We start from the raw sequence: 21,948 nt of genomic DNA on the forward strand, positions 1-21,948 counted from the left end.
CGGCCATGGGTGACGTAATCCCGTTCGACAGATCCGAAGGTGACGACCGCATCGGCGGCCATGCTGCCGCCAATGATTTTTTCGCACCCGGCGGTTTTCTCGCCGCGATCAATGCGGTCCATATCACCGGCGCGCATCTCGCGCGCGCGATCGAGACGATCCGGCATCTTGTGGTGAAGAGCCCGAGCGACATTGCGGAGCATGGCCGTCTGCTTGAGCGCTTCGCGCGCGAGCAGGGACTCGGTGATCACGGCGGCGCCGCGCTCCACGCGCGCGCAATCGCCCTCGATCGCTGGGCGCAGGAATTCGACCCGTTCGGCGAGAGCGACATCAGCGGCTTCTACGCCGCCGGCGGCAGCGCCCCGCTCGTCGAAACCGAGATCGGTCTCGGATTCGAGCCGGCGAGCTTTGCGGAACAAGTCCAAAAATGGACGAAGATTTTCGCCTGAAGCCCGAGAGATGAGCCGCCTCTACACCCTTGCCGCCACGGCTTCGGACGTCGCCGATCATTTCGGCGCCGGCGGCTTTACCGATATCGCCGTTCCCTCGGAGACGATCGAGGCCCTCCCCGGCCTCGTCGTCCACGAAACGAACGGCCGGCGGCACCTTCGCCAGATGCTCTGGGGCTTCCCGCGCCTCACCCGCGAGATGCGGCTGCGCGGCGATCCGCCGGGCCGCATCGGCCTCGTCGCCGATCTCACCAACCCGATGTGGGAAGGTCTCGTCGTCGAGCCCCGCTATCGCTGCCTCATTCCGCTGACGCACTTCGCGAACCCCAACGGCTCGCCCGGCGAGAAGACACGCAGTTGGTTCTCTGCCGAAGGCCAGCCGATCATGGCCTGGGCGGGCTTCGCCAAGAACACCCCCGAATTGGGTCCCGTTTACGCCGGCATGACGATGGACGCGAACGAGCTCGTGCATCCCACCAACGATCGCATGCCCGTCCTCCTCATGCCCCATGAATATGAACGCTGGCTCCACGGCTCGATCAAGGATGTCATCGGCTTCCAGTTTCGTCCGCCACCGCCCGCAGAAAATTTTGTCGCCGAGCATACCGACGATCTTTGGCGCAGCGGCAAATTGCCGCCGAGCGCGCGGCCCCAGCAAGCGCTGCTCTAGCAGAGCGCCGTTTCCCCCCATGCCCTTCCTTCCCGGCTCGATGCTGATAGACTGACGTCCATGTGCAATCTCTACACCGAGCGCAAAAGCGCGGCCGAGGTTGCGGCGCATTTCGGCGTCGACCTCCCCGTACCGGCGTTCAACAGCGCCGAGGATGTGTATCCCGGCTATTCGGGCATGGTCGTCCGCGAAGAGCAGGGAAAGCGCGTCCTGCGCTCGATGACCTGGGGTTTTCCGCGCCACTCCAAAAGCAAGAAGACGGGCCTGCCTAACAAGCCGAGCCCGACGAACAACGCACGCGACGATCAGCTCTTCAATCCTTATGGTATGTGGAGCCAATGGTTTGCCCAGCCGGCGCATCGCTGCCTGATCCCGTTCACCGCCTTTGCCGAAGCCGTCGGCGAAAAAGGCGCAATGACGAAGACCTGGGTCAGCGTCACCGATCAGCCGCTTGCGGCCTGGGCGGGACTATGGCGCCCCACCGACGAATGGGGCGACGCCTATACCGGCGTGATGGTGGACGCGACCGAGGAACTGCTCGATATCCACGACCGCATGCCGGTGATCCTCCGTCCCGAAGATCATGAGACTTGGCTGCACGCGCCCGCCGACGAAGCATTCGGGCTCGTGCGCAAATATCCGGGCGACCGCCTCGTTGCCGAGCATAGCAACGACCCCTGGAGCAACCGCGGCAGGACGTCGCCCCCGCTCCCCGATATGCCGACCCTGCTCTGATGCTCACCGAAGACCGCCATCTCTGGGCCTGCGCCCTCGCCGTCGAAAAGCAGCATGGAGCGGGCGCACCGCGCTTCGTCGCAGCGCGCATCGGTGCGCTCGCGCTCGCGGGGGATAATGCGGGCGTCGAGCGCTGGAAAGCGATCGCGGCGAAGCTGAACGCACTCGCAAGGACATGAAACACAACCCTGTCAGCAAAAGTGCCGCGGCGCAGGCCGATCTGTTTGGCCGTGCACTGCTTCCCGGTCTCGAAGCGGCCGAAGCCTTCGTCACGGAAGCCGAGGAAGCGGCGCTCATAGCCCATATCGAACATGCTGGGCTCGAGGCCTTCAAATTCCAGCAATGGGAGGGCAAACGCCTCACCCGCTCATTCGGATGGAGCTATGATTTCCAGACGGGGGTTTTCGCACGCGCCGCGCCGATCCCCGACTGGCTCGCGCCGATCGCCGCTCGCGCCGAGCGTTTTTCAGAACTTCCGCCGGGCGCCCTCGCGCAGGCGCTGCTGATTTCATACGGCCCCGGGGCCGGCATCGGCTGGCATAAAGACCGGCCCGTCTTCGAGCATGTCGTCGGCATTTCGCTGGGAGCAGAGGCGGCGATGCGCTTCCGGCGCCGCCGAGGAGACAAGTTCGACCGCTTTGCACTGCCGCTCGCGCCCCGCTCGATCTATCGTTTCACCGGCGAAGCGCGGCACGCGTGGGAACATAGCATCGCGCCGATCGAGACGGCGCGCTGGTCGATCACCTTCCGCAGCCTCGCGAGTTGATCGCGATAGCGAAGGCAAATATTCGCTCCTATAGAGACCGCCCGGTCGGCGAGGGGCCGACCGCATAAGGGAGATATTGAATGAACCATGCCGACCTTTCGGACGCAGTTGCTAGCGCGCTCGGAACCAGCAAGGCCGACGGCAAGAAGGCTGTCGACGCCGTGTTCGCCGCGATCGCCGACGCCGCCGCCAAGGGCGAGGAAGTATCGGTAAACGGCTTCGGCAAGTTCAAGGTCAAGGAAAGCGCAGCCCGCGAGGGCCGCAACCCTTCGACCGGTGAGACCATCCAGATCGCGGCCTCGAAAAAGCTCGGCTTCGGCGCGGCGAAGGCGGTCAAGGATCGCCTCAACGGCTAAGACCCGACGTCAGGCGCCGAAGGTCACATGGCCTTCGGCGTCGATCGGCCAAGCCGGATTCCAAGCGATTTCCCAGGCGTGATCGTCGGGATCGGCGACATAGCCCCGATAGCCGCCATGCGGCGGTGCATCGCCTGGCCGGAGCACCCGCCCGCCTGCAGCCTCCAGTGCCGCGATCACTGCATCGACCTCTTCCGCCGACCCGACATTATGGGCGAGCGCGAAGGCCCCCGGGCCTCCGAACGAGGTCCGCGTCATGTCCTCGGCGAGCTTTGCCTCAAGCCATGTGCCGAGGATCAGACCGTTCATCTGATAGAAGGCGATTTCCTCGTTCGCGAACACCGGCGTCCAGCCGAAGCCTTCGCTATAGAAGCGGCGGGACCGGACGAGATCCGCGATCCCGAGCGTCACGACTGCAATCTGCTGCTGCATGCATCGGTCTCCGATATAGGCTCTTTAACAACGGCAAGGGAGCCAGCCTTGTTCCCGCGATCACGAAGTCCCTATGAATCGCCGAAGCCAGACATCAGCTCGCGCCGAACAATGGATCACGAACCTCCTTGTTGGAAAGTCGAGTACCGCACGGAAATTCGGGTAAACTTGATCGAAATCAATATCATATTACACGTCATTCGGAACAATTCCTCGTAGGTGCGCATTCTTGTAGTGCCTCGTCTCTCCCCCTGGTTCCCGGGAGACGAGGTTCTCTCCCCAGATAATATTGCTGCCAACGAAGAGGTTGAAAGCGCCCCGCGTCGCGGCCAGAAGCGCCCGATGAACCAGCGCCTCCTTTTTATAGCTGCTACTCTCCTTTCGCTCAGCGCTTGCGCGGGCGCCGAGCAAGCTTCGCAGCCCTTTTCGCCCTCTGTCCTGCAAGACCGGCCGCTCACCCTGGCGAGCTGGAACCTCGAATTCCTTGCCGAGCATAACGGCGACGGATGTCAGCCGCGAACCGACGCCGACTATGCCGCCATGCGGCAGATAGCCGATGGGCTCGACGCCGACCTGATCGCGTTTCAGGAAGCGGAGAGTGTCGCGGCGGCAGAGCGCGTGTTCGACCCCGCCCGCTATACCGTCGTCATGGAAGAGCGCGCCGGTAGGCCCAGCGGGACCTGCGGCGGCGAGCACAAGTCGCAGCGCGTGATCCGCCAGGCTGTCGGATTCGCGATCCGCAAGACCATTGCGTTCGACCGCCACCCCGATGTGACCAGCCTCATGCTCGGCAATCCTCAACTGCGCTCGGGCGTCGACATCACGCTCCGACCTGAGCGCGCGAGGCCGCTCCGTCTGCTTTCGATCCACTTGAAGTCGGGCTGCTTTGCCGGAGATACCGCCAAGGCGTGCCCGATCCTGTCCGAGCAGATCCCCGCGCTAGAGGCGTGGGTCGATGCGGCTGCCGAGGCGCCTGTGCGCTTCGCCCTGCTCGGCGACTGGAACCGCAGGCTCGGCCTTGCAGCCGACCGCGTCTGGTCCGAGCTCGATGATGGCACGCCCTCGAACGCCGATCTCCGTCTCGCAGATGCCGGGACGGGACCGAAATGCGATCCGCGCTACGACAGTTTCATCGATCATATCGTCCTTGACCGGCGCGCCGGCGCGGACATGCTGAGCTTTGCCGAGACGCTCTACGGGTCGGGCACCAAGCATTACTCCGATCATTGTCCCATATCGGTGACGCTGGCGCGGTGACGGGAAGAACAACCATGGATCAGGACCTTGTCGAAGCGCTTGAATTCTTGCTTGGCCGGGATGACGACGGCGCCCTGTTCGATCGCGAAACGCCGGAAGGCGGATATCGCTCGCAAGGTCTCGAGAATGCGCTGAGAACGATCCGCCGCAACCTTCGCGCAAAGCCGGATTGACCTTGGCAGCGAGAACGCTGGCCCGAAGGGCCGAAAGCCGCACTCTTGCCGGAGCCGCAGCCGGGGCGGCGTGCGGGCGGGAGCGGCGGGTCGGACGCGGCGGAGCCGTGGCCGGAGCCGCGCGCAGCGCGGCTTGCCCGCCGTGAACGCGCGCGCCCGCACCGGCAAGAAGCGAGGCAAGTGTGCACGCGCGGCCCTACATCCGTGCGACCCCTGGCCGAGCCTGCGAGGCCAGAGCGCGCTCGACAGATGCCGCGCTCAACCTCCCCGAGGCAGAATTCGATCACAGTTCCGACGAGGAACAAGCCGTGCATTGAGCGAGAATGATCTGCCAACAGTCGCCCTGCTGCTTCCAGAGCCGGAGATAGGCAAAAGTCCCGAAGAAAGCCGCGCCGGCATAGGTTCCCGCGACATCGGCCGTTACGACGACGCTCGCCACGTCACCGTGGGACCAAATGCGGCGGTCGCCGCGAAAGTCGAGTGAACTCAGGTCGAGCAGGCCCGAACGGTGCGCCGCTATATCACCCTCCCGCGATCGCCTGACCCCCTGTTGATCGACGAAGATCATGTCCTCCGCAAGCAGCCGCTCCAGTGCCTCGACATCGCCGGCCAGCATCGCGGCCCGCAGCTCTTCCTCGCACCTCGCAATAGCCTCGATCAGCTGCATCCATCCTACTCCCGAATCTGGCCACCGGCCCGATCCGGCGCGGCTCTCGTTCCCGCCGCCCTATCGATCAACGAGCAGAATGGGCAAATATTGAAAGACGATTCCGAGCCCGCCGAACGCCAGCGCCAGCATGGCGGCACGCCGTCGCCACCGCGCGAAGGGATCGCCGGACGTTTTGTGCCGCACCGCTACGAACATCCATGCCACGCCGCCGAGAATAACCAAGGTAAAGAGCGATGCTGCGAGGCGTATGCCGGGTCCGCTGCCTCCGAACTCGGCGAGGAGGTAGAGGAGGAAGAAATGTACGGCCCACAGGACGAGACCGCCCATCATGATGAACCAGCTCTTCATCCGCCAGCGCCGACCAGTCGCGAGACGAGTGCGCCCGTCACCCCCTGTGCCGCGGTGTAGACGAGAAAGAGCATCGTGAGGTCGATGCTGTTGTTCCTAGGCTGCGGGACAAGGCCCCGCACAGCACGCGCCGCGCAGTAAAGCGCCATCAAGATTGCAATCGCCGCTGCGCATGCCTGAAGGGCCAGCAGCGCATAGACGACAGCCCCCTGCCCGCTCGCGGTGGGACCAAGTTCGCTACTCGACCAACTCACGTAATCCATGCCAAGCGCCGCACTCGAAACCGCCGCGGACAAAAGAAGCGCGAATACCGACCAGAAGGGCGAGCGTCGAAGGCATGCGCGTGCCGTGAGCGCGAGACCGATTGCGACAGCGTAGAGCCCCAGGATCGATATCGCCTCGCCGAGGGGCGGCGGCGGCCGCCAGAAGCCCGGCTGGTTCGAGGACAGGAAGGCAAGGCTGAACAGCGCCATGAGAAAGATCATGCCCATCACAACCAGCAGGATGACCATCGCCCACCAGCCATGGCTCGCCGGCCCGGTAACGTAGGTCGGGACGCGGATGTCGGCGCCAATGTCGACACCCTCGATTTCGACCGGCCGGTCGGTTTCCCAAAGCCATCGCAGTACCGAGATCACCGCGAGGACGCCGCTCACCCATGCGAACATATAGGCCTGCACCGTCAGCGCGAGGAAGAAGCCCGCAGTAAAGATCGCGGCGGCGAAGGGCCATGGCGACGGCCCCGGCATGATCTGCAGATATTGGGGCTCGGCGAGCAGCGGGCTGGTGACGATCGTCTCGCGACGGCCAGTCGCCGAGCGCGGGAGGAAATAGCGCCCCTTTTCGACTTCATGCGCGAGCGCCGGATCGTCCCACAAAGGCTCGCGGCTGGTGACGACCGGGATCGAGCGCGTCGAATAGAGCTCGCTCGGCAACCATTCGAGCGTGCCGCCGCCATAGACATTCCCGGCATTGCCCTCGCCCGGCGCGAGCCGGAAATTGCGCGCCAGGTCGACGAGGAAGAGGAGCACACCGAGCCCGAGCATGAAAGCGCCGACCGTCGAGATGAGATTGGGAAGCTCAAAGCCCTGCCCCGGCAGATAGGTGTAGACGCGGCGCGGCATGCCCTGCAGCCCCGCCAGATGCATCGGCAGGAAGGCGACATTCATGCCGAGGAACATGAGGCCGAACACCCATTTCGCGAGCCGCTCCGACAGCGCCCGCTTGCTCACCATCGGAATCCAGTAATAGAAGGCCGCAAACAGCGGAAAGACCATGCCGCCGATCAGGACATAATGGAGGTGCGCGACGATGAAATAGCTATCGTGCGCCTGCCAGTCGAAGGGCACCATCGCTACCATCACACCCGTCAGACCCCCCGTCACGAAAATAACGATGCTGCCCATCACGAAGAGGCCGGGCGCATTGAACTTCGGCTTGCCGATTGCGAGCGTCGCGATCCACGAGAAGACCTGGATGCCCGCCGGCACGCTGACCGCCATCGAGGCGGCCGAGAAGAAGCCCGTCGTCATCGGCGGCATGCCGGTGGTGAACATATGATGCGCCCACACGCCGAAACTGATGAAGCCCGTCGCGATCATCGCAAGGACGATGAGCCGGTAGCCGACGAGCCTCTCGCCCGCGACGGTCGCGACGATCATGCTCATCATCCCGGCGGCGGGCAGGAAGATGATATAGACCTCGGGGTGGCCGAAAAACCAGAAGAGATGCTGCCAGAGCAAGGGGTCTCCGCCGCGCGTCGCGTCGAAGAAGGGCCAGCCGAACGCGCGCTCGATCTCGAGCAGCAAGGTGCCGAGAATGATGCTCGGAAAGGCGATCACGATCATCACTGCGAAGACGAGCATCGCCCAGGCGAAGATCGGCATCCTGTCGAGGCGCATGCCCGGCGCGCGCGTCCGCAGCACGCCGACGATGATCTCGATCGCCCCCGCGATCGCGCTGATCTCGATGAAGCCGATGCCGAGCAGCCAGAAGTCGGTGTTGATTCCCGGCGAATAGGCCTTGGACGTCAGCGGCGGATACATGAACCAGCCGCCGTCGGGCGCGAGCCCGACGAAGATCGAGGCGAAAAAACAAAGTCCGCCGACGGCATAGGCCCAGAAGGCATAGGCGGACAGCCGCGGGAACGGCAGATCGCGCGCCGCGAGCATCTGCGGGAGCAGGAGCACGCCTGCCGCCTCGACCGCGGGCACCGCGAAGAGGAACATCATCACCGTGCCGTGCATGGTGAAGACCTGATTATAGGTGCCCTGCGGCAGGATCTCGAGCATCGGCGCGGCGAGTTGCGCACGCATGAGCAGCGCGAGCACCCCCGCCATCAGGAAAAAGAGAAAGGCGGTTCCGAGATAATAGATGCCGATATAATTATTGTTGACCGCGAGCAGATATTCCCAGCCCTTGGGCTTGCACCAGATACGACGGAGGTCCTTCTCCTCTTCTTTCGGCCGCTCGTGCCGAGTCGGGAAACGCTCATAAAGCGCGGGATCGAACCCCGTTTCCGATCTCATTTGAGCGAGACCAGATAGGCGGTGAGCGCCTGCAGTTCCTCGCCGCTGAACTGGTGATAGGCGGGCATACGGTTCGCGGGCTTGATCGCCTGGCTGTCGGCGACCCAGCCCGCCATCGTCCCCGGATTATTGGGCAATATGCCCGCGCCCAGCGTCCTGCGCGAACCGACATGCGTCAGATCGGGGCCGGCCAGTCCACGCGCCGGCGTGCCGCGGATCGTGTGACAGGCGGCGCAGCCGCTCGAGAGAAAAAGTGCAAGCCCCTCGCCGCCGGCGCCTTGCGACGGGAGCCGCGAAGCCTGCCACCGCGCAAAGTCCGCCGGGGTGTGGGCCACCACCACAAACCCCATCAGCGCGTGCGGGCCGCCGCAATATTCGGCGCACTGTCCCTTGTAGATACCCGGCGCATCGGCCTCGATCAGCAGGCGATTGGTGCGCCCCGGGATCATGTCCATCTTGCCGCCAAGCCGCGGCACCCAGAAGCTATGGATGACGTCGGCCGCCTCGAGTTCGAGCAGGACGGGCTGTCCTATCGGAATGTGGAGTTCGTTCGCATCGCGCAGCGTCTCGCGGCCTTGTCCGTCCTGATAATGGACGCGCCACCACCACATCTCGCCGATGACCTTGACGCGCATGGCGCCTTCGGGAACGCGCGCCGCCGAAAGCGAACTGGTGAGCATCAGGCCCCACACGAGCAGACCCGTGAGCACGACCGAGGGAAAGGCAAATCCCAGAATCCAGATCGCCTTCTCGCCGCCGAGCCGGGTCTTGAGCCGAGGCGATCCGCGCAGCGCGATCCAGAGTGCGCCAAGCACGATCGCCAATATCACGGTTCCGCCAGCAAGCAGCACCCAGGCAAGCAGGGTCACGGGCTCCGAATAGGGGCCGGCAGGATCGAGCACGGCGGGCGGCCAGCCTTCCGAAGGCAGCGTTCGCTCAGTCATCGAGGCTCAGCAGCCAGGCGGCGATATCATCGGCTTCGGCTCTTTTCATCGGTATCGCCGGCATCCCGGTCCCCGGCGCCATCGCCGGCGCGTCGGTGACAAAGGCGGCAAGCAGCGGCGCGCGATTTGGCAGTTTGCCCGCGATCAGCGGGCGCGCGCCGAAGCCCGCGAGCGGCGGTCCCACGCGCCCTTTCGGCCAGGTGATGCCGGGCATGGCATGGCAAGCGCCGCAACCGAGCCGCGCCGCGGCATCGCGCCCGCGCGCGACGGCCGCGGGGTCGGCGGGTGCCGTTTCAACCGGGACGGGCGCGCAGGCGCCGAGCAGCATCAAGACCGAAATCGCAGCACCCCCTTTCATAGCCGTTCACCGTCCTCGTTTCGCTTTGGGAACCACCTCGCGCGGCCATTGGTTCCCGAAGCGTGCGCAAAGCCCCCCTCCTCCTCCTGTTCCTCCTGTCCGCATGCCAAGCGCCCGCGCCGACTGACCGCTTTCGCGCGACGGGCGAGACGATCGCGATGAGCGGCGGCGATGCGGGCGCCGAAGCGGCCTGCTTCACCTGTCACGGGCTGCAGGGCGAAGGCGACGGGCGCGACGCGCCGCGCCTCGCCGGGCTCGACGCGGGCTATCTCCATCGGCAGCTCGACGATTATGCAAATGGTCGCCGCGAGCATGCCGCGATGCGCGCAATCGTCCGCAAACTCGGCGACGGCGACCGATCGAAAGTGTCGGCATTCTACGCGGCGATCCAGCCCGCGGCGTGGCCGGTCGAAGCCGGCAATCCGGCGGGTGCGCGCCTCTATGACGAGGGCGATCCCGCGCGGGGATTGCCGTCTTGCGCCTCGTGCCACGGTGTGGGCGGCGTGGGCGATGCCGCCAATCCGCCGCTGGCCGGTCAGTCCGCCGCCTATGTCGCGGGCCAGCTTCGCGCGTGGCGCGAAGCGAAGCGCAACAATGACCCGCTAGGCGAGATGCGCCGCGTCAGCCGCCTGCTCTCGGTCGCCGAGCTTGCGGCGGTGTCCCGTCATGCGGCGTCCTTTCCGCCCCATCCTCCGGAAGCTCGGGCAACATCCCCCGCAGCACGTCGTGCCGATCCCAGAAATGATGTTTCAGAGCCGCGCCAACGTGCAGCGGGATCATCGCGACGAGGAGAATGATCAGGAGCGCATGGATTCCCTCCGCCCAGTCGAGAATCCACCACTGAATGCCTTTTTCCAGACTATCGAAGGGCATGTGCGGCCAGGGAAGGAGCCCCGCCACTTCGAGCGGCTCGCCGCCGACCACCGACCACATCGCCCAGCCCGAGAGCGGCAGACCGAAAAAGCAGACGTAAAAGAGTATGTGCGTCACATAGGCTGCGACCGTCTGCCAGCCCAGCCGGTCGGCATCGTTGATGGGACCCGGCACGATCATCCGCCAGATCGAACGCAGCGCAGCAAGCACGAGCATCAGCAGGCCGAGTTCGGCATGAACCCGAAACGCCTCCAACTTGTCGCCACCCGCGTCGATGCGGCTCATGCGCCAGCCCCAGCCGAGCTGGAATAGGATGAGCGCGGCCATCGTCCAGTGGAATAGCTGCCCGACGGGCGAGTAGCGGCGGTCGGCGGCATAGCGCGCCGCCCACGCCTGGATCGCCTCGATCATGCTGCCACCGGGGGCGGCTCGCCGAGGAGGCGCCAGCCGGTCCAGAGCGCCGCGCCGAGATAAAGAGCCGCGGCAGGAGCCCACATGATGAGCCCCGCCAGTTGCTGATCTTCGAGCGGCGCCAGCCCCCAGGCCATCGTCGTCGCGAGATGGGGCGCATAGAGGGGCGTGCCCGCGAAGGTGATGAGCGCCCCGAGCAGCCCCATCTGCACCATCATGGCAAGCAGCAGGCCGATCGCGAGCGGCGGCGACGACGAGCGGAGCGAAGCCCAGAAGCCGAACGCGGTCGCGAGCAACGAAAGCTGCATCAACCAGAAGGCGCCGTCACTCGCCAGCGCGAGAGCATAGGGCGCCGGCGCGTGCCAGATCCAGAATGCGAGAATGTGCCCGGCCGCCCATAGCGGCGCACCGCCGCGCGGCCGAAACCGCGGCAGGCCGAGCGCAAACAGCGGAGCCGCAACCGCGGTCAGGATGATATGGTGCGCGACGCGCACCGAGAAGAGCGCCGACGACAGGGCGCATAGCGGCGACACGAACAGAAGGGCGATCAGCGCGAACCCGGCCCAGAAGGGACCGCGCGCTTTCCATCGCCACGCCATCAGCGCCGCGGCGCCCAGCGCCGCGAGCAGCCCGGGATCGAGATTCCAGCGCAGCATCCAGTCAGCCGGGATCGGCGCGGGACCACAATAAGGAATCGAGGACGGATCCATCCAATTGCCAACGTCGCGCCCGGCGCGCGGGTTCCGGGAAACTATTGGGCGGTCGGCGCATTATCCAGACGGGGGCCTGCATGGAGATCAATATGGCAACGGCCCCATCGCCTTTCACCGACCCGCCCTATCGCCGACACGCGCCCCATCCGCTGCACGCCATTCTCCTCGCCTTTCCGGTCGCCCTGTTCAGCAGCGCGCTCCTTTCCGACATCACCTATCTCAACAGCGCCGAGATGCAGTGGAGCAATTTCTCGGCCTGGTTGATCACGGGCGGGCTGATATTCGGGGCTCCGGTGCTCCTGTGGTCTGCCATAGCATTTGTCCGAGGCCGAAAGCAGCCAAAGCGCGGGCCTGCCACCGCCTATTTTCTGCTGATCCTCGTTATGTGGATCGCGGGCCTCGTGAACGCCTTCAAGCATAGCCAGGATGCCTGGAGTTCGGTCGGCACGGCCGGCGCGACCCTCTCGGCCCTATCCACAGTTGCAGCGATTGCCGCCGCCTGGCTTCTCCACGCAGCGAAGGAGCCCCGCGCATGAACCGGCAGACCTCGCTTGGCCTCGTCGCTGCGGCGGCGCTAGCGGCCGCGCTCGCCGGCTGCGGCAAAGGCGATGAAAAACTCGACCAGACGGGCGCCAGCCCGAGCCTGCCGAATATCGACGAGACGCTCGTCCCACCGATGAAAATCGCCAAGCCTGCAGGATGGAACGGCGAGCTTCCGACCGTTCCAGCCGGTTTCAAGGTCGTGCCGGTCGCCACCGACCTCAAGATTCCGCGGCAGATCCTCATCCTCCCCAATGGCGACATTCTCGTCGCCGAAGGTTCGGGCGGCCATGCACCGAAGCTCCGCCCGAAGGATGTGATCGCGGGCTATATCAAGAGCCTTGGAAAATCCTCGGTGAAGGGCGGCGACCGCATCACCTTGCTTCGCGACGCGAACGGCGACGGCAAACCCGAACTTCGCACCAGCTTCATCGAGGATCTCGATGCGCCCTATGGCCTCGCGCTCGTCGGGAACGACCTTTATGTCGCCAACCAGGGTGCGCTGCTGCGCTTCGCGTACACGCCGGGCGCAACGCGCATCGCTGGCAAGGGCGAGGAAGTGACCAAGCTCCCGGCAGCGGTCAATCATCACTGGACGAAATCGCTCGCCGCGAGCGCGGACGGGTCGAAGCTTTATGTCGGCATCGGCTCGAACAGCAATATCGGCGAGCGGGGAATGAGCATCGAGGAGGATCGCGCCGTCATTTGGGAGGTCGATGCCGCCACCGGCGCGAGCCGCATCCTCGTCTCGGGCATCCGCAACCCGACCGCCCTCGCCTTCGAGCCATCGTCGAACGCCCTCTGGGCGGTGGTGAACGAACGCGACGAGCTTGGCGCCGAGCTCGTACCCGATTATCTGACCTCGGTGCGCGAGGGCGCTTTCTACGGCTGGCCCTACAGCTATTGGGGACGCCATCCCGACCCGCGCGTTCATCCACAAAAGCCCGAGCTCGTCAGGACCGCAGTCACTCCCGATTATGCGCTCGGTTCGCACGTCGCGCCGCTCGGGCTGAGCTTTGCGACCGAAGGCGGGCTCCCGGGCTATGAGACGGGCGCCTTCGTTGGAGAGCATGGCAGCTGGAACCGCCAGACTCTCGCCGGCTACAAGGTCAGCTTCATCCCCTTCGCCAACGGACGTCCTGCCGGCAAGCCGAAGGATTTCGTGACCGGCTTCATCAAGGACGGCAAAGCGCGCGGCCGCCCGGTCGGCGTCACCTGGGACCCGGCGCGCGGCGCGCTCTGGATCGCCGACGATCTCTCGAACACGGTGTGGCGCGTCACCGGACCTCGCGCGCTCGCGATGGGATCACCGGTCGCTGCTGCAGCCAGCAAAAGATGATCAAGCGGCGCCGCTCGGCTTGAAGCGGATCACGCGCCAGATAAAATAAGCGAAGAACGCCGCCATGTTCGCGCTAAGGAGTGGCACTGCCCACCTTCTTCCGCCTTCCGGCACCTTCGCGCCCCCGCGGCGCGCGGTCAGCGTTAGACGCGCGCTGGGCGGCGCTGATGGAGCGGGGACATAGCGACGCGTCTCGGGAACGTGCCGCCCCGCCGGGCGTAGCTGTCCCATGACGCGTCCCATCCCCTGTCTATCGATATCGAGAGCCTGCGCGGCCCCTTGCGCCGCGATGGCGAAAGTAGCTCGGTGATAGCCCAGTCTGATACGGGCAAGCCGCGCTCGAGGGCGCATCATATCAGGGCGAACATCGTGCTTTACGGTGCGCTCTTTGCCAATCTCGGCATCGCCGTCGCCAAATTTGTCGCCGCGGCGATCAGTGGTTCCTCGTCGATGCTATCGGAAGGGGTCCATTCGCTCGTCGACAGCGGCAATCAGATGCTGCTCCTCTACGGCCAAGCGAAGGCAAAGCGGCCGCCCGACAATCGTCACCCCTTCGGCTACGGCCGCGAACTTTATTTCTGGGCGTTCGTCGTCGCAATCCTCATCTTTGCTGTCGGAGCCGGCATTTCCATCTACGAAGGCTGGATTCACTACCGGGATCCCGAGCCGCTTCGCGATCCGACGATCAACTATGTGGTGCTCGCCATCGCCTTCCTGCTCGAGGGTGCGTCGTGGACGATCGCGGTGCGCGAGTTCAACGCCGGGCGGCGCGGGCTCGGCTGGTGGACGGCGGTGCGGCGGTCGAAGAATCCCGCAGGTTTCATCGTCCTGTTCGAAGACAGCGCCGCGCTCGCCGGCCTCGCCATCGCCGCCGGCGGCATATGGCTGAGCCATGCGACAGGGGATCCGCGGATCGACGGCATCGCCTCGATGGCGATCGGCGCAATCCTGGCGGCGGTCGCGATCCTTCTAGCCCGCGAGGCGAAGGAGCTGTTGATCGGCGAGGCTGCGGACCCCGAACTGATCGCGCGTATCTGGACCATCGTCGAACGGCGCCGCGAAATTACCGCCGTCAATCATGTGCGCACGATCCACACCGCACCCAATTCGATCTTCGTCGCCGTAAGCGCCGACTTCGAGGATCGTCTCGCCATGGGCGAGGCCGAGACGTTGATCGAGGCGATCGAGGCCGAGCTCAAGGCTGCGTCGAGCGATATCAGCTCGATCTACATCCGCCCCGAAAAGCAGTCCGATGCGCTCGTCCAGCCTCGCCCGTCAGCGGCGGCCGAACCCGCACGGCGGCCGCGCGGCACAAACTAGGCTTTGAGCTCGCCCGGTCGCAACTGGATCCGGATGAGCGCGCTCGTGCCCGGCATATCGCGCGAAGGGTCAACCGCGCCGTAAGAGACAGCCGCCTTGTGGGTCCGCGCCAAAGCTTCGATGAGGCGCGTTCCGAGACCCGTGCCGCGCGCCGTTCCGTCGGACGGCATCCCTGCCCCGTCGTCGACAACCGCGAGTTCGAGCAATGTCTCGTCGGCCCGGCGAAGCGATATCCGAATCTCGCCATCATCGCTGTCGCCATAGGCATATTTGCACGCGTTGCTCACCCATTCGTTGGCGATCATGCCGAGCGCAACGGCCTTGTCGGTGGCCACACGCATGGGCTCGACGTCGGCGATGACACGCCGCGCGGCGACGCCCGTCGACCAGGTCGCCGAGAGATCCTCGGCAAGGCCGCCCAGATAGTCGTCCATCGCCACATATTCGACGTCGTCGGTGGTGTAGAGGCGCCGGTTGACTTGCGCGACCGTCGCGATCCGTTGCTGCGTCTTCTGCAGCGCCTCGCGGGCGGCGGGATCGGCGATCGTCTTGGACTGGAGGGCGACGAAAGACATCACCATCTGGAGATTGTTCGCGACGCGGTGGTTCACTTCCTTGAGCAGCGCTTCCAGCCGCGCATTGGTCGCGCGCAGCTCGCTCTCCACCTCGGCGCGCGCGCGTCGAAGCTGGGCACGCTCGAGTACCTGCTCGAAACTCGAGGCCAAGAGATCGAAAAAATCCTCGCCGACCGACTTTACCACATAATCGTCGGCACCCGACTTCAACGCCGCCACGGCGATGCGGCTCTCCTCGGAGCCCGTCACATAGACGACGGGCGGGCAGTCGCGTAGTGCGCGAAGCGCCTCGAGCGTGGCAAGACCGTCCTGCCCGGGCATATAGTGATCGACGGCAACGAGATCGAAGGCAGTGACCTTCGCCATGTCGACGCCCTCGCCGCCACTTGCCGCGAGGCTGACTTCATAACCTTTCCGGCCAAGCGCGCGCGACGCAAGCCGCCGCATGCCGTCGTCGTCATCGATATAGAGAATGTGGGCCAGGGCGGGTCTCAAGCCGGGTCGGGATCGGGGACCTGGATCACCGAGAGGAAGAGACCGAGCTGGCGAATGGCGTCGGCGAAATTCTCATAGTTCACCGGCTTGGTGATATAGACGTTGCAGCCGAGGTCGTAGCAGCGCTGGATCTCGATCTTGTCGTCGGTGGTCGTGAGCACGACGACGGGCGTGCGGCGCAGCGGACTGCTGTCGGCCTTCAGCCTGGCGAGAATGTCGGTCCCGCTCATGTCGGGCAGATTGAGGTCGAGCAGCACGAGCGCCGGCCCGTTGCGCACCGGGCCCTCCGCCGCATCGTACAGGAACTCGAGAGCCGAGGTGCCGTCGAGAAAATGATGGATCTTGTTGGAAATGCCGGCGCGCCGGATGTTCTTCTCGATAAGGCGCGCATGCCCCTCGTCGTCCTCGATCATCACGATGTTTACGGGCAGTTGGTCAGGCATCTTCTTCTCCGCTTTGCCACACGAGGGGCAGGATCAGCCGAAAGGTGGAACCCGCACCGAGTTCGGACTGGATTTCGATATTACCGCCGAGGCGATAGGCAAGCGCGCGGGCGTGGGCAAGACCGATCCCCTCCCCCTGCTGGTCCTGGACGCCCGACCTTCGGAAGAGGTCGAACACACGTTCGTGATCGCGCGGCTCGATGCCGCGACCATTGTCGGCGACCGCCACCCAAGCGCGCCCGAGATCGGCGCCCCCGGCTATGCGAATGATCCCCGCCCGCCCCGGCTGCGAATATTTGAGGGCATTTTCGATGAGATTCGAGAGGATCTGCTCGACCGCGACCCGGTCATTGATCACGGTCGGCAGGTCCGACACTTCGACCGTCGTGCCGGTCTCGTCGATGCGGTGCTGCAGGCTGCCGACGATCGCGCCCACGACGTCGCCGAGAGCAAGCGTTTCGGGCGCGAGCGTGCGGCGACCCTGGCGCGAGAGATTGAGGATCGCGTTGATCAGCCGGTCCATCTTCTGCGTGGAGGTGCGAATGAAGCCGATCGATTCCGGCAGATCCTCCTCGATCGCGAGCCGCGTCGCGGCGTCGGGCGCCTTCCAGCCCTGCGCATCGCCCTGTTCGAGATAGCCCGAGATCGCCTTGCGCGCGGTCTCGAGTTCGGCCGTGAAACCCATCACATTGACGAGTGGCGAACGCAGATCGTGCGACACGATATAGGCGAAGCGCTGGATTTCGGCATTGGCGCGCTTGAGTTCGCCCGTGCGCGCATCGACCAGTTCCTCAAGCCCTTCGTTGAGACGGCGAAGTTCCGCGCGCGATGCGCGGAGCTCGACGAGATTGTTGCGAACGAGGAGCAGCGTGGCGGCTGCAACGACCAGCAGGAGAATGCCGGTTCCGATCAGCGTCAGGGTGAACAGCGACTGGGTGCGTTGCTGCCGCGCTTCACGATTCTTGAGCAGGGCGAGCTCGCTTGCGAGCATCGTCTCGACGAGCGCGCGCGCGGCCCGCACTTCGAGCACCCCCTTGTCGTTCGTGAAGTCTGCGATCAGTGCTGCGCGGTCCGTGCCGCGCAGGCCGAGCGTCGCCCGGTAATGACGGCCATAAGCATCGAGATGCCCGCGAAGCCTTTCGGCGCGGCCGCGCTGGTTCGGATTGTCGCTGATCAGCGTCTCGAGCGATGCAAGCTGGGCGCGCGACCGGTCCTCGGCCTCGTCCATGATCGTCGAGAACGCCGGGTTCTGCGTAAGGATCAGTCCGCGGCGCGCGGTCTCCATCCGTTCTGTCGCGCTGGCAAAGGCGCCGAGATTGGCCTCCACCGCGAGCGTGTGTGCGACCATGCGCGCGTCGGCCTCATTTTGGCGCTGCACAAAAAATGCTGTCGATGCCGCAGCGAGGAGCGCGGCAAATCCAATGGTGAGGAGAATGATGATCAGGCGGCTCGCCCGCGTGTCGCGGCCCAGCGACGAGATCCTGGCCGATTCCATGTAAATGCCCCTCGGCCCCGGTCGATCAATTTCCGCCGTGCATGCACTGCCGCGCCCTTCGTGGCAAGCAGCCTCACCAACCCGGCCAGCCCTGAACGTGCCGAGTCCCGCGCGGGATTAACCTGGATCAATAGGATTTCGGATGAGTGTCGCCGAAGCGCTGGCGTAGGGGGGCGGCTGGGCGATTGAGGTCACCAGGATGAAGCGGGATGTCGAACGGTCATGATCGCGGTATAAGTGGCTCGCAGATTATAACGGGGAAGAGATGTCCAGGAGGATATTGATCGTCGAAGACGATCCGCTTGTCGCCATGATGCTGGAGGATGCGCTGGGCGCGCTGGGGCACGACATCGTCGGGGACGCTGGCGATATCGCCACGGCGCTCGGGCATATCGCGGCAGGCGGGTTCGATGCAGCGATCGTTGATGTGTATCTTGAAACGGGCTTGCCGTGCGATGCGGTCGCAGAGGCTCTTGCGGCGCGATCGATCCCTTTTCTCGTTGCGACCGGCGGTTTCGTCGGTCAGCCCGGACCGTGCTGGAACGACCGGCCGATCCTCGCGAAACCCTTCACCCTCGACAGCCTCGAAGCCGCGCTATCCGGCCTCGCGCAAACGTAGGCGAGCGCGCACCGGCGGTCAGAGCCCGGCTTTCTCGAGAGCGGCCGCGACCTCGCGGTCCAGTGCATTCGATCCCTTCGGCGTCGCGCGGTTCAGCAATGTCTGTATCCGCCTTTGCGCGACCTGCAGGGCCTTGTGGCGCACCTCGCGTTCGCGGTTCGTCCGCCAGGATCGGCTCTCGCCCAAAAGGGCGGCCCATTTCGCCTCTTCAGCGGCAAGGACGGCGAGGGCAAGCCGCAGACCGTCGCGTTGTCCGCGGGCATGATCGTCATTCATCGCAGCCTCCCCACCTTAACCAGCAACTGCAACGAGCGGGCCTGCGCCAGATGACTTGCTGCTCGCCGCTCCAAGAGAGGAACCTTTGCCGCGCAGGCGGACTGTTTTACGGAAAGGAGAGCGACCATGAAAGACGAACCCAAGAAGGGCGACGAGGTGACGTGGAAAAGCCACGGCGGACGCGCCGAGGGCAAGGTCCTGCGAAAAGTGACGAAAGCAATGGACATCAAGAGCCATCATGTCGCGGCATCGCCGGCGAACCCCGAATATCTGGTCGAAACGGCCGAAGGCAAGCGGGCGGCCCACAAGGCCGGCGCCTTGAAGCGGAAAGCGCCGCGCTAAGGACGGCTGCCAAACTCGGCTCTGCTCCCGCCTCCGATCCCGCCCGCCGGAGCGCCCGCGATCCTCGTTCACGATGCCGCATCGATCATGATCTGTAGCGCTGCGGCCACGGCCTGATCGAGCACATTGCGGCGCCCGATATCGCCGAAATGAAAATCCATGACCCGCACGGCGTCGGCGTCGGCGGCGCCAATGTAGACAAGGCCTACCTCTTCGCGGCCTTCGCGAGGGCCGCAGAACCCCGTGATCGCAATTGCAATGTCGGCATGGCTTGTCCGAAGAGCGCCAGTCGCCATCGCGGCGGCGACCTCGGGATTCACCGCTCCATCTCGCTCGGCGTCTTCTCGGGCGACGCCGAGCATCTCGCATTTGGCGTCGACCGAATAGACGATGAAGCCGCGCTCGAGATGAACTCCGAGCGCGGCATCGGCTGCGAGAACCGCTGAGAGCTGACCGCCGGTGCAGCTTTCGGCTGTCACGAAACGCAGCGTCTTTCCGGCCAGATGCCGGGCCAGCTTACGCGTCCGCCGTTCGATCAGCGTTGCAGCGCTCACCCTACATCGTGGCGAGTTCGGCGGGGGGAAGGCCCGCGGTCTCGGCCTGACGCTTCAGCTCCTCTTTCCGGGCAAGCATCCTTTCGCCGAGTGCGTCGAGGTCGACGTCGGCGGCACGCGCCTGCTGGAACATATTGTCGTGCTGCTTTTCCTCTTCCTTTACATGATGCTTGATCTCTTCCGACAGCACCGTGACCTTCGCCTCGAAAAATTCGTCGTCGGGTCCCGAGGCGACGATATCGTTGATCAGGATCTTGGCGCCATCATGCTCGACATAGGCTTCCTTGAGGAGATCGTCGTCGATCTTCCCCTTGAGCGCCGGATAGAAGACCTCCTCCTCGATCTGCGCATGGATTTTGAGCTCGGTGCAGATCCGGTCTGCGATCTTCGCCTTGCGGTCGGTGCCGCTCGCCTTCTCGAATTCCTCGAACAGGGCTTCGACGGCACGGTGATCGGCCGCGAGGATATGGGTGGCGTCGGTGTCGACTTCGGTCGGTTTCATGGCAGTCTCCATCGTCATGCCCCGCGCCTGTTCAGCGCGCGGCGAGCCCGAAAGTTGCGCTCGATCCGCTCAAACCGCGCCGTCGTCGGCATCGCGCTGGCGCGACGCGCCTTCGGACCGCTTGATGAAGCTGATCTTGCCCTGCGGCTCGAGGATCGCCCATTCCACGTCGGAAATGTGGGCGATGCCCGCGAGCCGCATCTCGGACTCGATCTCGTCGGCGGTAAGCCGGTCGCGGTGAAGATTGTCGCGGATGATCTCGCCCTGCTTCACCACGACGCGCGGATGGCCTTCGAGCAGATTCTTGAGCCGCGGAAAGAGATAGGTCGCCCAGCTCAGGGTGAGCGCCCAGAAGGCGAACGTCACGATCGCGAGCAACGCGCCGGTCAGGCTGAAATCATTATGGGTGACGCCCTGCTGGATGAGGTCGCCCATCACCACGAGCAGAACCAGCTCGAAAGGCGTCATCTGCCCCAGTTCGCGTTTTCCCATGAGACGGAGGAGCGCATAGAGCAGGAAAAACATCGCACTCGCGCGAAGGACGATATCCATCAGGGCAGGACCTTGACCTCTAGCGGCATGCTGCCGAGCCGCTGCTCGCCGTCGAACAGCGCAATCTCGCCCTTGGTTCCTGCGAAGAGCGGCGGGTTGATCTGGCCATCGATCTTGACGACCAGCGTCTCGCCCGCGCGAAGCTCCCCATAGGAGAAACGATAGGCGCCGTCCTTGTAGCTTTCCTCGGCGGCGGCGGGGAGCATCGTGTTGATCGTCATGTCGGTCCAGAGCGACGGGGAGACCGCAAGCACCGCATCGGAAACGTCGCGGGTCGCCTCGACACGAATGCGCGTTTCAAAAAATTCGCCGTTGCGAATGACCGAGGGAGTCTTCACCTCGAGCCGCGCTGCTCCAAAATCTTTGCTGCGTAGCGGACTCGGCTGTCCGCCGACGAGGCCCGACAGCGCGACGGCGACGACCGCTGCCAGCAGGACGAAGGAGACGGGGCTAGCGTGGCGGTGCCAGCGCTGTCCGGAGATCATCTTCTCGCTGATTCCGTCGGGGCGACGGCTGTGGGCTGCAGCCGCGTCGCCCCCCGACCCACCTGCACCCGCCGTCAAGCTAGGGGCTCCGGCCACGGCCGCGCGAGATAGGTCCGAACCGCATCGGCGCGATCGCCGACTGCCGCGACCGCGATCAATATCTCGGACTGACTGACGCCCAATATGCGCGCCCAGGCGAGCATAGCGTCGGGCGCGCTTCGATCGATGCGGCCACATTCGAACTGTTGGTGAGGCATGCCGGTCTCCCGTCGATGATGACGGGCGAACGCTTGCACGATACGAAAGTTGCGGAGGTCGCGACGTTTGCCGAGGGGCGAAAGAAGGTTCGCAGGCGTCGTTTAGTCGATCGCCGAAGATCCCCCCTCCTCCTCTATCACGCGCGCCGCGAAACGCCGCGATGCGGCCAAAGTTGCGCGCGGCGATGAAGATAAATCCGGGCGATCGCAGGCAACTTTCGTCTACGTCCAGAGGTTTCCCCAACCAGAACCCACAACCAATGGAGATGATCATGAGCGTCAAGGGACAGATCAAGGAAGCTGCCGGCTATGTGAAGGAAGAAGCCTTCGAAAATGGCGACAGCCCCGAGGCCAAGCGCAAGGCGCAGGAAGGCCGCGACCTTCGCAACGAAGGCCGCATCGAAGACGGCAAGCCGCCGAAGACGGGTACTCCCGGCACCGAAGACTAATCCTCCCAGCCAGTTGATGGCC

The 21,948-nt window shown here is 64.8% G+C and carries 31 protein-coding genes and 1 pseudogene; 15 read left to right on the top strand and 17 right to left on the bottom strand.

What is annotated here, in order from left to right; genetic code table 11:
* The first annotated feature begins 5 nt into the window (after positions 1-5).
* The 6 genes from KEC45_RS10780 (at position 6) to KEC45_RS10805 (ending at position 2,976) form a co-directional block, all read left to right on the top strand.
* Entirely contained in the window at positions 6-449 is a 444-nt protein-coding gene (locus tag KEC45_RS10780) for a hypothetical protein (RefSeq protein ID WP_062179578.1), read from the top strand.
* Positions 450-459: 10 nt separating this feature from the next.
* The gene (locus KEC45_RS10785; protein ID WP_137893796.1) at positions 460-1,119 is read left to right on the top strand and encodes an SOS response-associated peptidase family protein; all 660 of its coding nucleotides are present in this window, start codon (positions 460-462) and stop codon (positions 1,117-1,119) included.
* A 60-nt stretch (positions 1,120-1,179) separates the two neighbouring features.
* Positions 1,180-1,854, top strand: a complete 675-nt coding sequence (locus KEC45_RS10790) for an SOS response-associated peptidase (RefSeq protein WP_062179572.1) — start codon at positions 1,180-1,182, stop codon at positions 1,852-1,854.
* Entirely contained in the window at positions 1,854-2,033 is a 180-nt protein-coding gene (locus KEC45_RS10795) for a hypothetical protein (protein WP_062179569.1), read from the top strand. Before KEC45_RS10790 ends, KEC45_RS10795 begins: the two co-directional genes overlap by 1 nt.
* Entirely contained in the window at positions 2,030-2,620 is a 591-nt protein-coding gene (locus KEC45_RS10800; protein WP_062179566.1) for an alpha-ketoglutarate-dependent dioxygenase AlkB, read from the top strand. Before KEC45_RS10795 ends, KEC45_RS10800 begins: the two co-directional genes overlap by 4 nt.
* Positions 2,621-2,700: 80 nt before the next feature.
* Positions 2,701-2,976 carry an HU family DNA-binding protein gene (locus tag KEC45_RS10805; RefSeq protein WP_056350296.1) on the top strand — a complete coding sequence of 92 codons (276 nt, stop codon included), beginning with the start codon at positions 2,701-2,703 and terminating at the stop codon, positions 2,974-2,976.
* Positions 2,977-2,985: 9 nt separating this feature from the next.
* On the opposite strand, the gene KEC45_RS10810 is transcribed toward KEC45_RS10805, so the two are convergent.
* A complete protein-coding gene (locus tag KEC45_RS10810) occupies positions 2,986-3,408 on the bottom strand; it encodes a VOC family protein (RefSeq protein ID WP_137893798.1) in 423 nt (140 codons plus the stop codon).
* 342 nt (positions 3,409-3,750) lie between these two features.
* Here KEC45_RS10810 and KEC45_RS10815 point away from each other — a divergent pair, with 342 nt between their 5' ends.
* Both KEC45_RS10815 and KEC45_RS10820 read left to right on the top strand, forming a co-directional pair.
* The gene (locus KEC45_RS10815; RefSeq protein WP_062179560.1) at positions 3,751-4,665 is read left to right on the top strand and encodes an endonuclease; all 915 of its coding nucleotides are present in this window, start codon (positions 3,751-3,753) and stop codon (positions 4,663-4,665) included.
* Positions 4,666-4,679: 14 nt separating this feature from the next.
* Positions 4,680-4,838 (top strand): hypothetical protein, encoded by a 159-nt coding sequence (locus KEC45_RS10820; protein ID WP_171013847.1) that lies wholly within the window; start codon positions 4,680-4,682, stop codon positions 4,836-4,838.
* Positions 4,839-5,121: 283 nt separating this feature from the next.
* Here the strand turns inward: KEC45_RS10820 and KEC45_RS10825 are convergent, their stop codons facing one another.
* From KEC45_RS10825 to KEC45_RS10845, 5 genes are read right to left on the bottom strand one after another with little or no spacing between them, the layout of a single operon-like run.
* The gene (locus KEC45_RS10825; RefSeq protein ID WP_062179557.1) at positions 5,122-5,505 is read right to left on the bottom strand and encodes a nuclear transport factor 2 family protein; all 384 of its coding nucleotides are present in this window, start codon (positions 5,503-5,505) and stop codon (positions 5,122-5,124) included.
* A 60-nt stretch (positions 5,506-5,565) separates the two neighbouring features.
* Positions 5,566-5,856: a hypothetical protein gene (locus KEC45_RS10830; protein ID WP_062179553.1), complete on the bottom strand. Its 291-nt coding sequence runs from the start codon at positions 5,854-5,856 to the stop codon at positions 5,566-5,568.
* Positions 5,853-8,384, bottom strand: a complete 2,532-nt coding sequence (locus KEC45_RS10835) for a cbb3-type cytochrome c oxidase subunit I (protein ID WP_252170966.1) — start codon at positions 8,382-8,384, stop codon at positions 5,853-5,855. Before KEC45_RS10835 ends, KEC45_RS10830 begins: the two co-directional genes overlap by 4 nt.
* Positions 8,381-9,328 carry a cytochrome c oxidase subunit II gene (gene coxB / locus KEC45_RS10840; RefSeq protein ID WP_252170967.1) on the bottom strand — a complete coding sequence of 316 codons (948 nt, stop codon included), beginning with the start codon at positions 9,326-9,328 and terminating at the stop codon, positions 8,381-8,383. The genes KEC45_RS10835 and coxB overlap by 4 nt, the downstream gene beginning before the upstream one ends.
* Positions 9,321-9,686: a cytochrome c family protein gene (locus tag KEC45_RS10845; protein WP_062179543.1), complete on the bottom strand. Its 366-nt coding sequence runs from the start codon at positions 9,684-9,686 to the stop codon at positions 9,321-9,323. The genes coxB and KEC45_RS10845 overlap by 8 nt, the downstream gene beginning before the upstream one ends.
* Positions 9,687-9,844: 158 nt before the next feature.
* Between KEC45_RS10845 and KEC45_RS10850 the strand changes: the two are divergent.
* A pseudogene (locus KEC45_RS10850) lies at positions 9,845-10,228 on the top strand (cytochrome c); the annotation flags it as partial.
* 79 nt (positions 10,229-10,307) lie between these two features.
* Here KEC45_RS10850 and KEC45_RS10855 read toward each other — a convergent pair.
* Both KEC45_RS10855 and KEC45_RS10860 read right to left on the bottom strand, forming a co-directional pair.
* Positions 10,308-10,970 carry a cytochrome b gene (locus KEC45_RS10855; protein WP_137893804.1) on the bottom strand — a complete coding sequence of 221 codons (663 nt, stop codon included), beginning with the start codon at positions 10,968-10,970 and terminating at the stop codon, positions 10,308-10,310.
* A complete protein-coding gene (locus KEC45_RS10860; RefSeq protein ID WP_062179534.1) occupies positions 10,967-11,680 on the bottom strand; it encodes a cytochrome c oxidase assembly protein in 714 nt (237 codons plus the stop codon). Before KEC45_RS10860 ends, KEC45_RS10855 begins: the two co-directional genes overlap by 4 nt.
* 92 nt (positions 11,681-11,772) lie before the next feature.
* Between KEC45_RS10860 and KEC45_RS10865 the strand changes: the two genes are divergently transcribed.
* The 3 genes from KEC45_RS10865 (at position 11,773) to KEC45_RS10875 (ending at position 14,882) form a co-directional block, all read left to right on the top strand.
* Entirely contained in the window at positions 11,773-12,219 is a 447-nt protein-coding gene (locus KEC45_RS10865) for a DUF2231 domain-containing protein (protein WP_137893806.1), read from the top strand.
* Positions 12,216-13,562 (top strand): sorbosone dehydrogenase family protein, encoded by a 1,347-nt coding sequence (locus tag KEC45_RS10870; protein ID WP_062179531.1) that lies wholly within the window; start codon positions 12,216-12,218, stop codon positions 13,560-13,562. Before KEC45_RS10865 ends, KEC45_RS10870 begins: the two co-directional genes overlap by 4 nt.
* Positions 13,563-13,931: 369 nt before the next feature.
* Entirely contained in the window at positions 13,932-14,882 is a 951-nt protein-coding gene (locus tag KEC45_RS10875) for a cation diffusion facilitator family transporter (protein ID WP_238586613.1), read from the top strand.
* Here the strand turns inward: KEC45_RS10875 and KEC45_RS10880 are convergent.
* From KEC45_RS10880 to KEC45_RS10890, 3 genes are read right to left on the bottom strand one after another with little or no spacing between them, the layout of a single operon-like run.
* On the bottom strand, positions 14,879-15,952 hold the full coding sequence (locus KEC45_RS10880) for a sensor histidine kinase (protein WP_252170968.1): 1,074 nt from the start codon (positions 15,950-15,952) through the stop codon (positions 14,879-14,881). The two genes, KEC45_RS10875 and KEC45_RS10880, sit on opposite strands and share 4 nt — an antisense overlap.
* A complete protein-coding gene (locus KEC45_RS10885; protein ID WP_056350270.1) occupies positions 15,949-16,395 on the bottom strand; it encodes a response regulator in 447 nt (148 codons plus the stop codon). The genes KEC45_RS10880 and KEC45_RS10885 overlap by 4 nt, the downstream gene beginning before the upstream one ends.
* Positions 16,388-17,890 (bottom strand): ATP-binding protein, encoded by a 1,503-nt coding sequence (locus tag KEC45_RS10890; protein WP_252170969.1) that lies wholly within the window; start codon positions 17,888-17,890, stop codon positions 16,388-16,390. Before KEC45_RS10890 ends, KEC45_RS10885 begins: the two co-directional genes overlap by 8 nt.
* A gap of 265 nt (positions 17,891-18,155) precedes the next feature.
* Between KEC45_RS10890 and KEC45_RS10895 the strand changes: the two genes are divergently transcribed.
* A complete protein-coding gene (locus KEC45_RS10895; RefSeq protein ID WP_054727899.1) occupies positions 18,156-18,509 on the top strand; it encodes a response regulator in 354 nt (117 codons plus the stop codon).
* Positions 18,510-18,527: 18 nt separating this feature from the next.
* On the opposite strand, the gene KEC45_RS10900 is transcribed toward KEC45_RS10895, so the two are convergent.
* Entirely contained in the window at positions 18,528-18,785 is a 258-nt protein-coding gene (locus KEC45_RS10900; RefSeq protein ID WP_137893810.1) for a hypothetical protein, read from the bottom strand.
* Between the two features lie 126 nt (positions 18,786-18,911).
* On the opposite strand from KEC45_RS10900, the gene KEC45_RS10905 reads away from it, so the two are divergent.
* Positions 18,912-19,127: a DUF2945 domain-containing protein gene (locus tag KEC45_RS10905; protein WP_137893812.1), complete on the top strand. Its 216-nt coding sequence runs from the start codon at positions 18,912-18,914 to the stop codon at positions 19,125-19,127.
* A 68-nt stretch (positions 19,128-19,195) separates the two neighbouring features.
* On the opposite strand, the gene KEC45_RS10910 is transcribed toward KEC45_RS10905, so the two are convergent.
* The 5 genes from KEC45_RS10910 to KEC45_RS10930 all read right to left on the bottom strand — a co-directional run bounded on the left by KEC45_RS10910 (position 19,196) and on the right by KEC45_RS10930 (position 21,477).
* Entirely contained in the window at positions 19,196-19,681 is a 486-nt protein-coding gene (locus KEC45_RS10910) for a CinA family protein (RefSeq protein WP_137893814.1), read from the bottom strand.
* A 1-nt stretch (position 19,682) separates the two neighbouring features.
* Complete coding sequence (locus KEC45_RS10915) at positions 19,683-20,183, bottom strand: hemerythrin domain-containing protein (RefSeq protein WP_062179512.1); 501 nt, start codon at positions 20,181-20,183, stop codon at positions 19,683-19,685.
* A 69-nt stretch (positions 20,184-20,252) separates the two neighbouring features.
* On the bottom strand, positions 20,253-20,735 hold the full coding sequence (locus KEC45_RS10920) for a DUF421 domain-containing protein (RefSeq protein ID WP_056350254.1): 483 nt from the start codon (positions 20,733-20,735) through the stop codon (positions 20,253-20,255).
* Complete coding sequence (locus KEC45_RS10925) at positions 20,735-21,298, bottom strand: hypothetical protein (RefSeq protein ID WP_252170970.1); 564 nt, start codon at positions 21,296-21,298, stop codon at positions 20,735-20,737. Before KEC45_RS10925 ends, KEC45_RS10920 begins: the two co-directional genes overlap by 1 nt.
* Entirely contained in the window at positions 21,295-21,477 is a 183-nt protein-coding gene (locus tag KEC45_RS10930; protein WP_054727913.1) for a DUF3606 domain-containing protein, read from the bottom strand. Before KEC45_RS10930 ends, KEC45_RS10925 begins: the two co-directional genes overlap by 4 nt.
* 272 nt (positions 21,478-21,749) lie before the next feature.
* Here KEC45_RS10930 and KEC45_RS10935 point away from each other — a divergent pair, with 272 nt between their 5' ends.
* The gene (locus KEC45_RS10935) at positions 21,750-21,926 is read left to right on the top strand and encodes a hypothetical protein (protein WP_252170971.1); all 177 of its coding nucleotides are present in this window, start codon (positions 21,750-21,752) and stop codon (positions 21,924-21,926) included.
* Positions 21,927-21,948 lie beyond the last annotated feature (22 nt).

Source organism: Sphingopyxis sp. USTB-05 (assembly GCF_023822045.1).
In the GTDB taxonomy this organism is placed as follows: Bacteria; Pseudomonadota; Alphaproteobacteria; order Sphingomonadales; family Sphingomonadaceae; genus Sphingopyxis.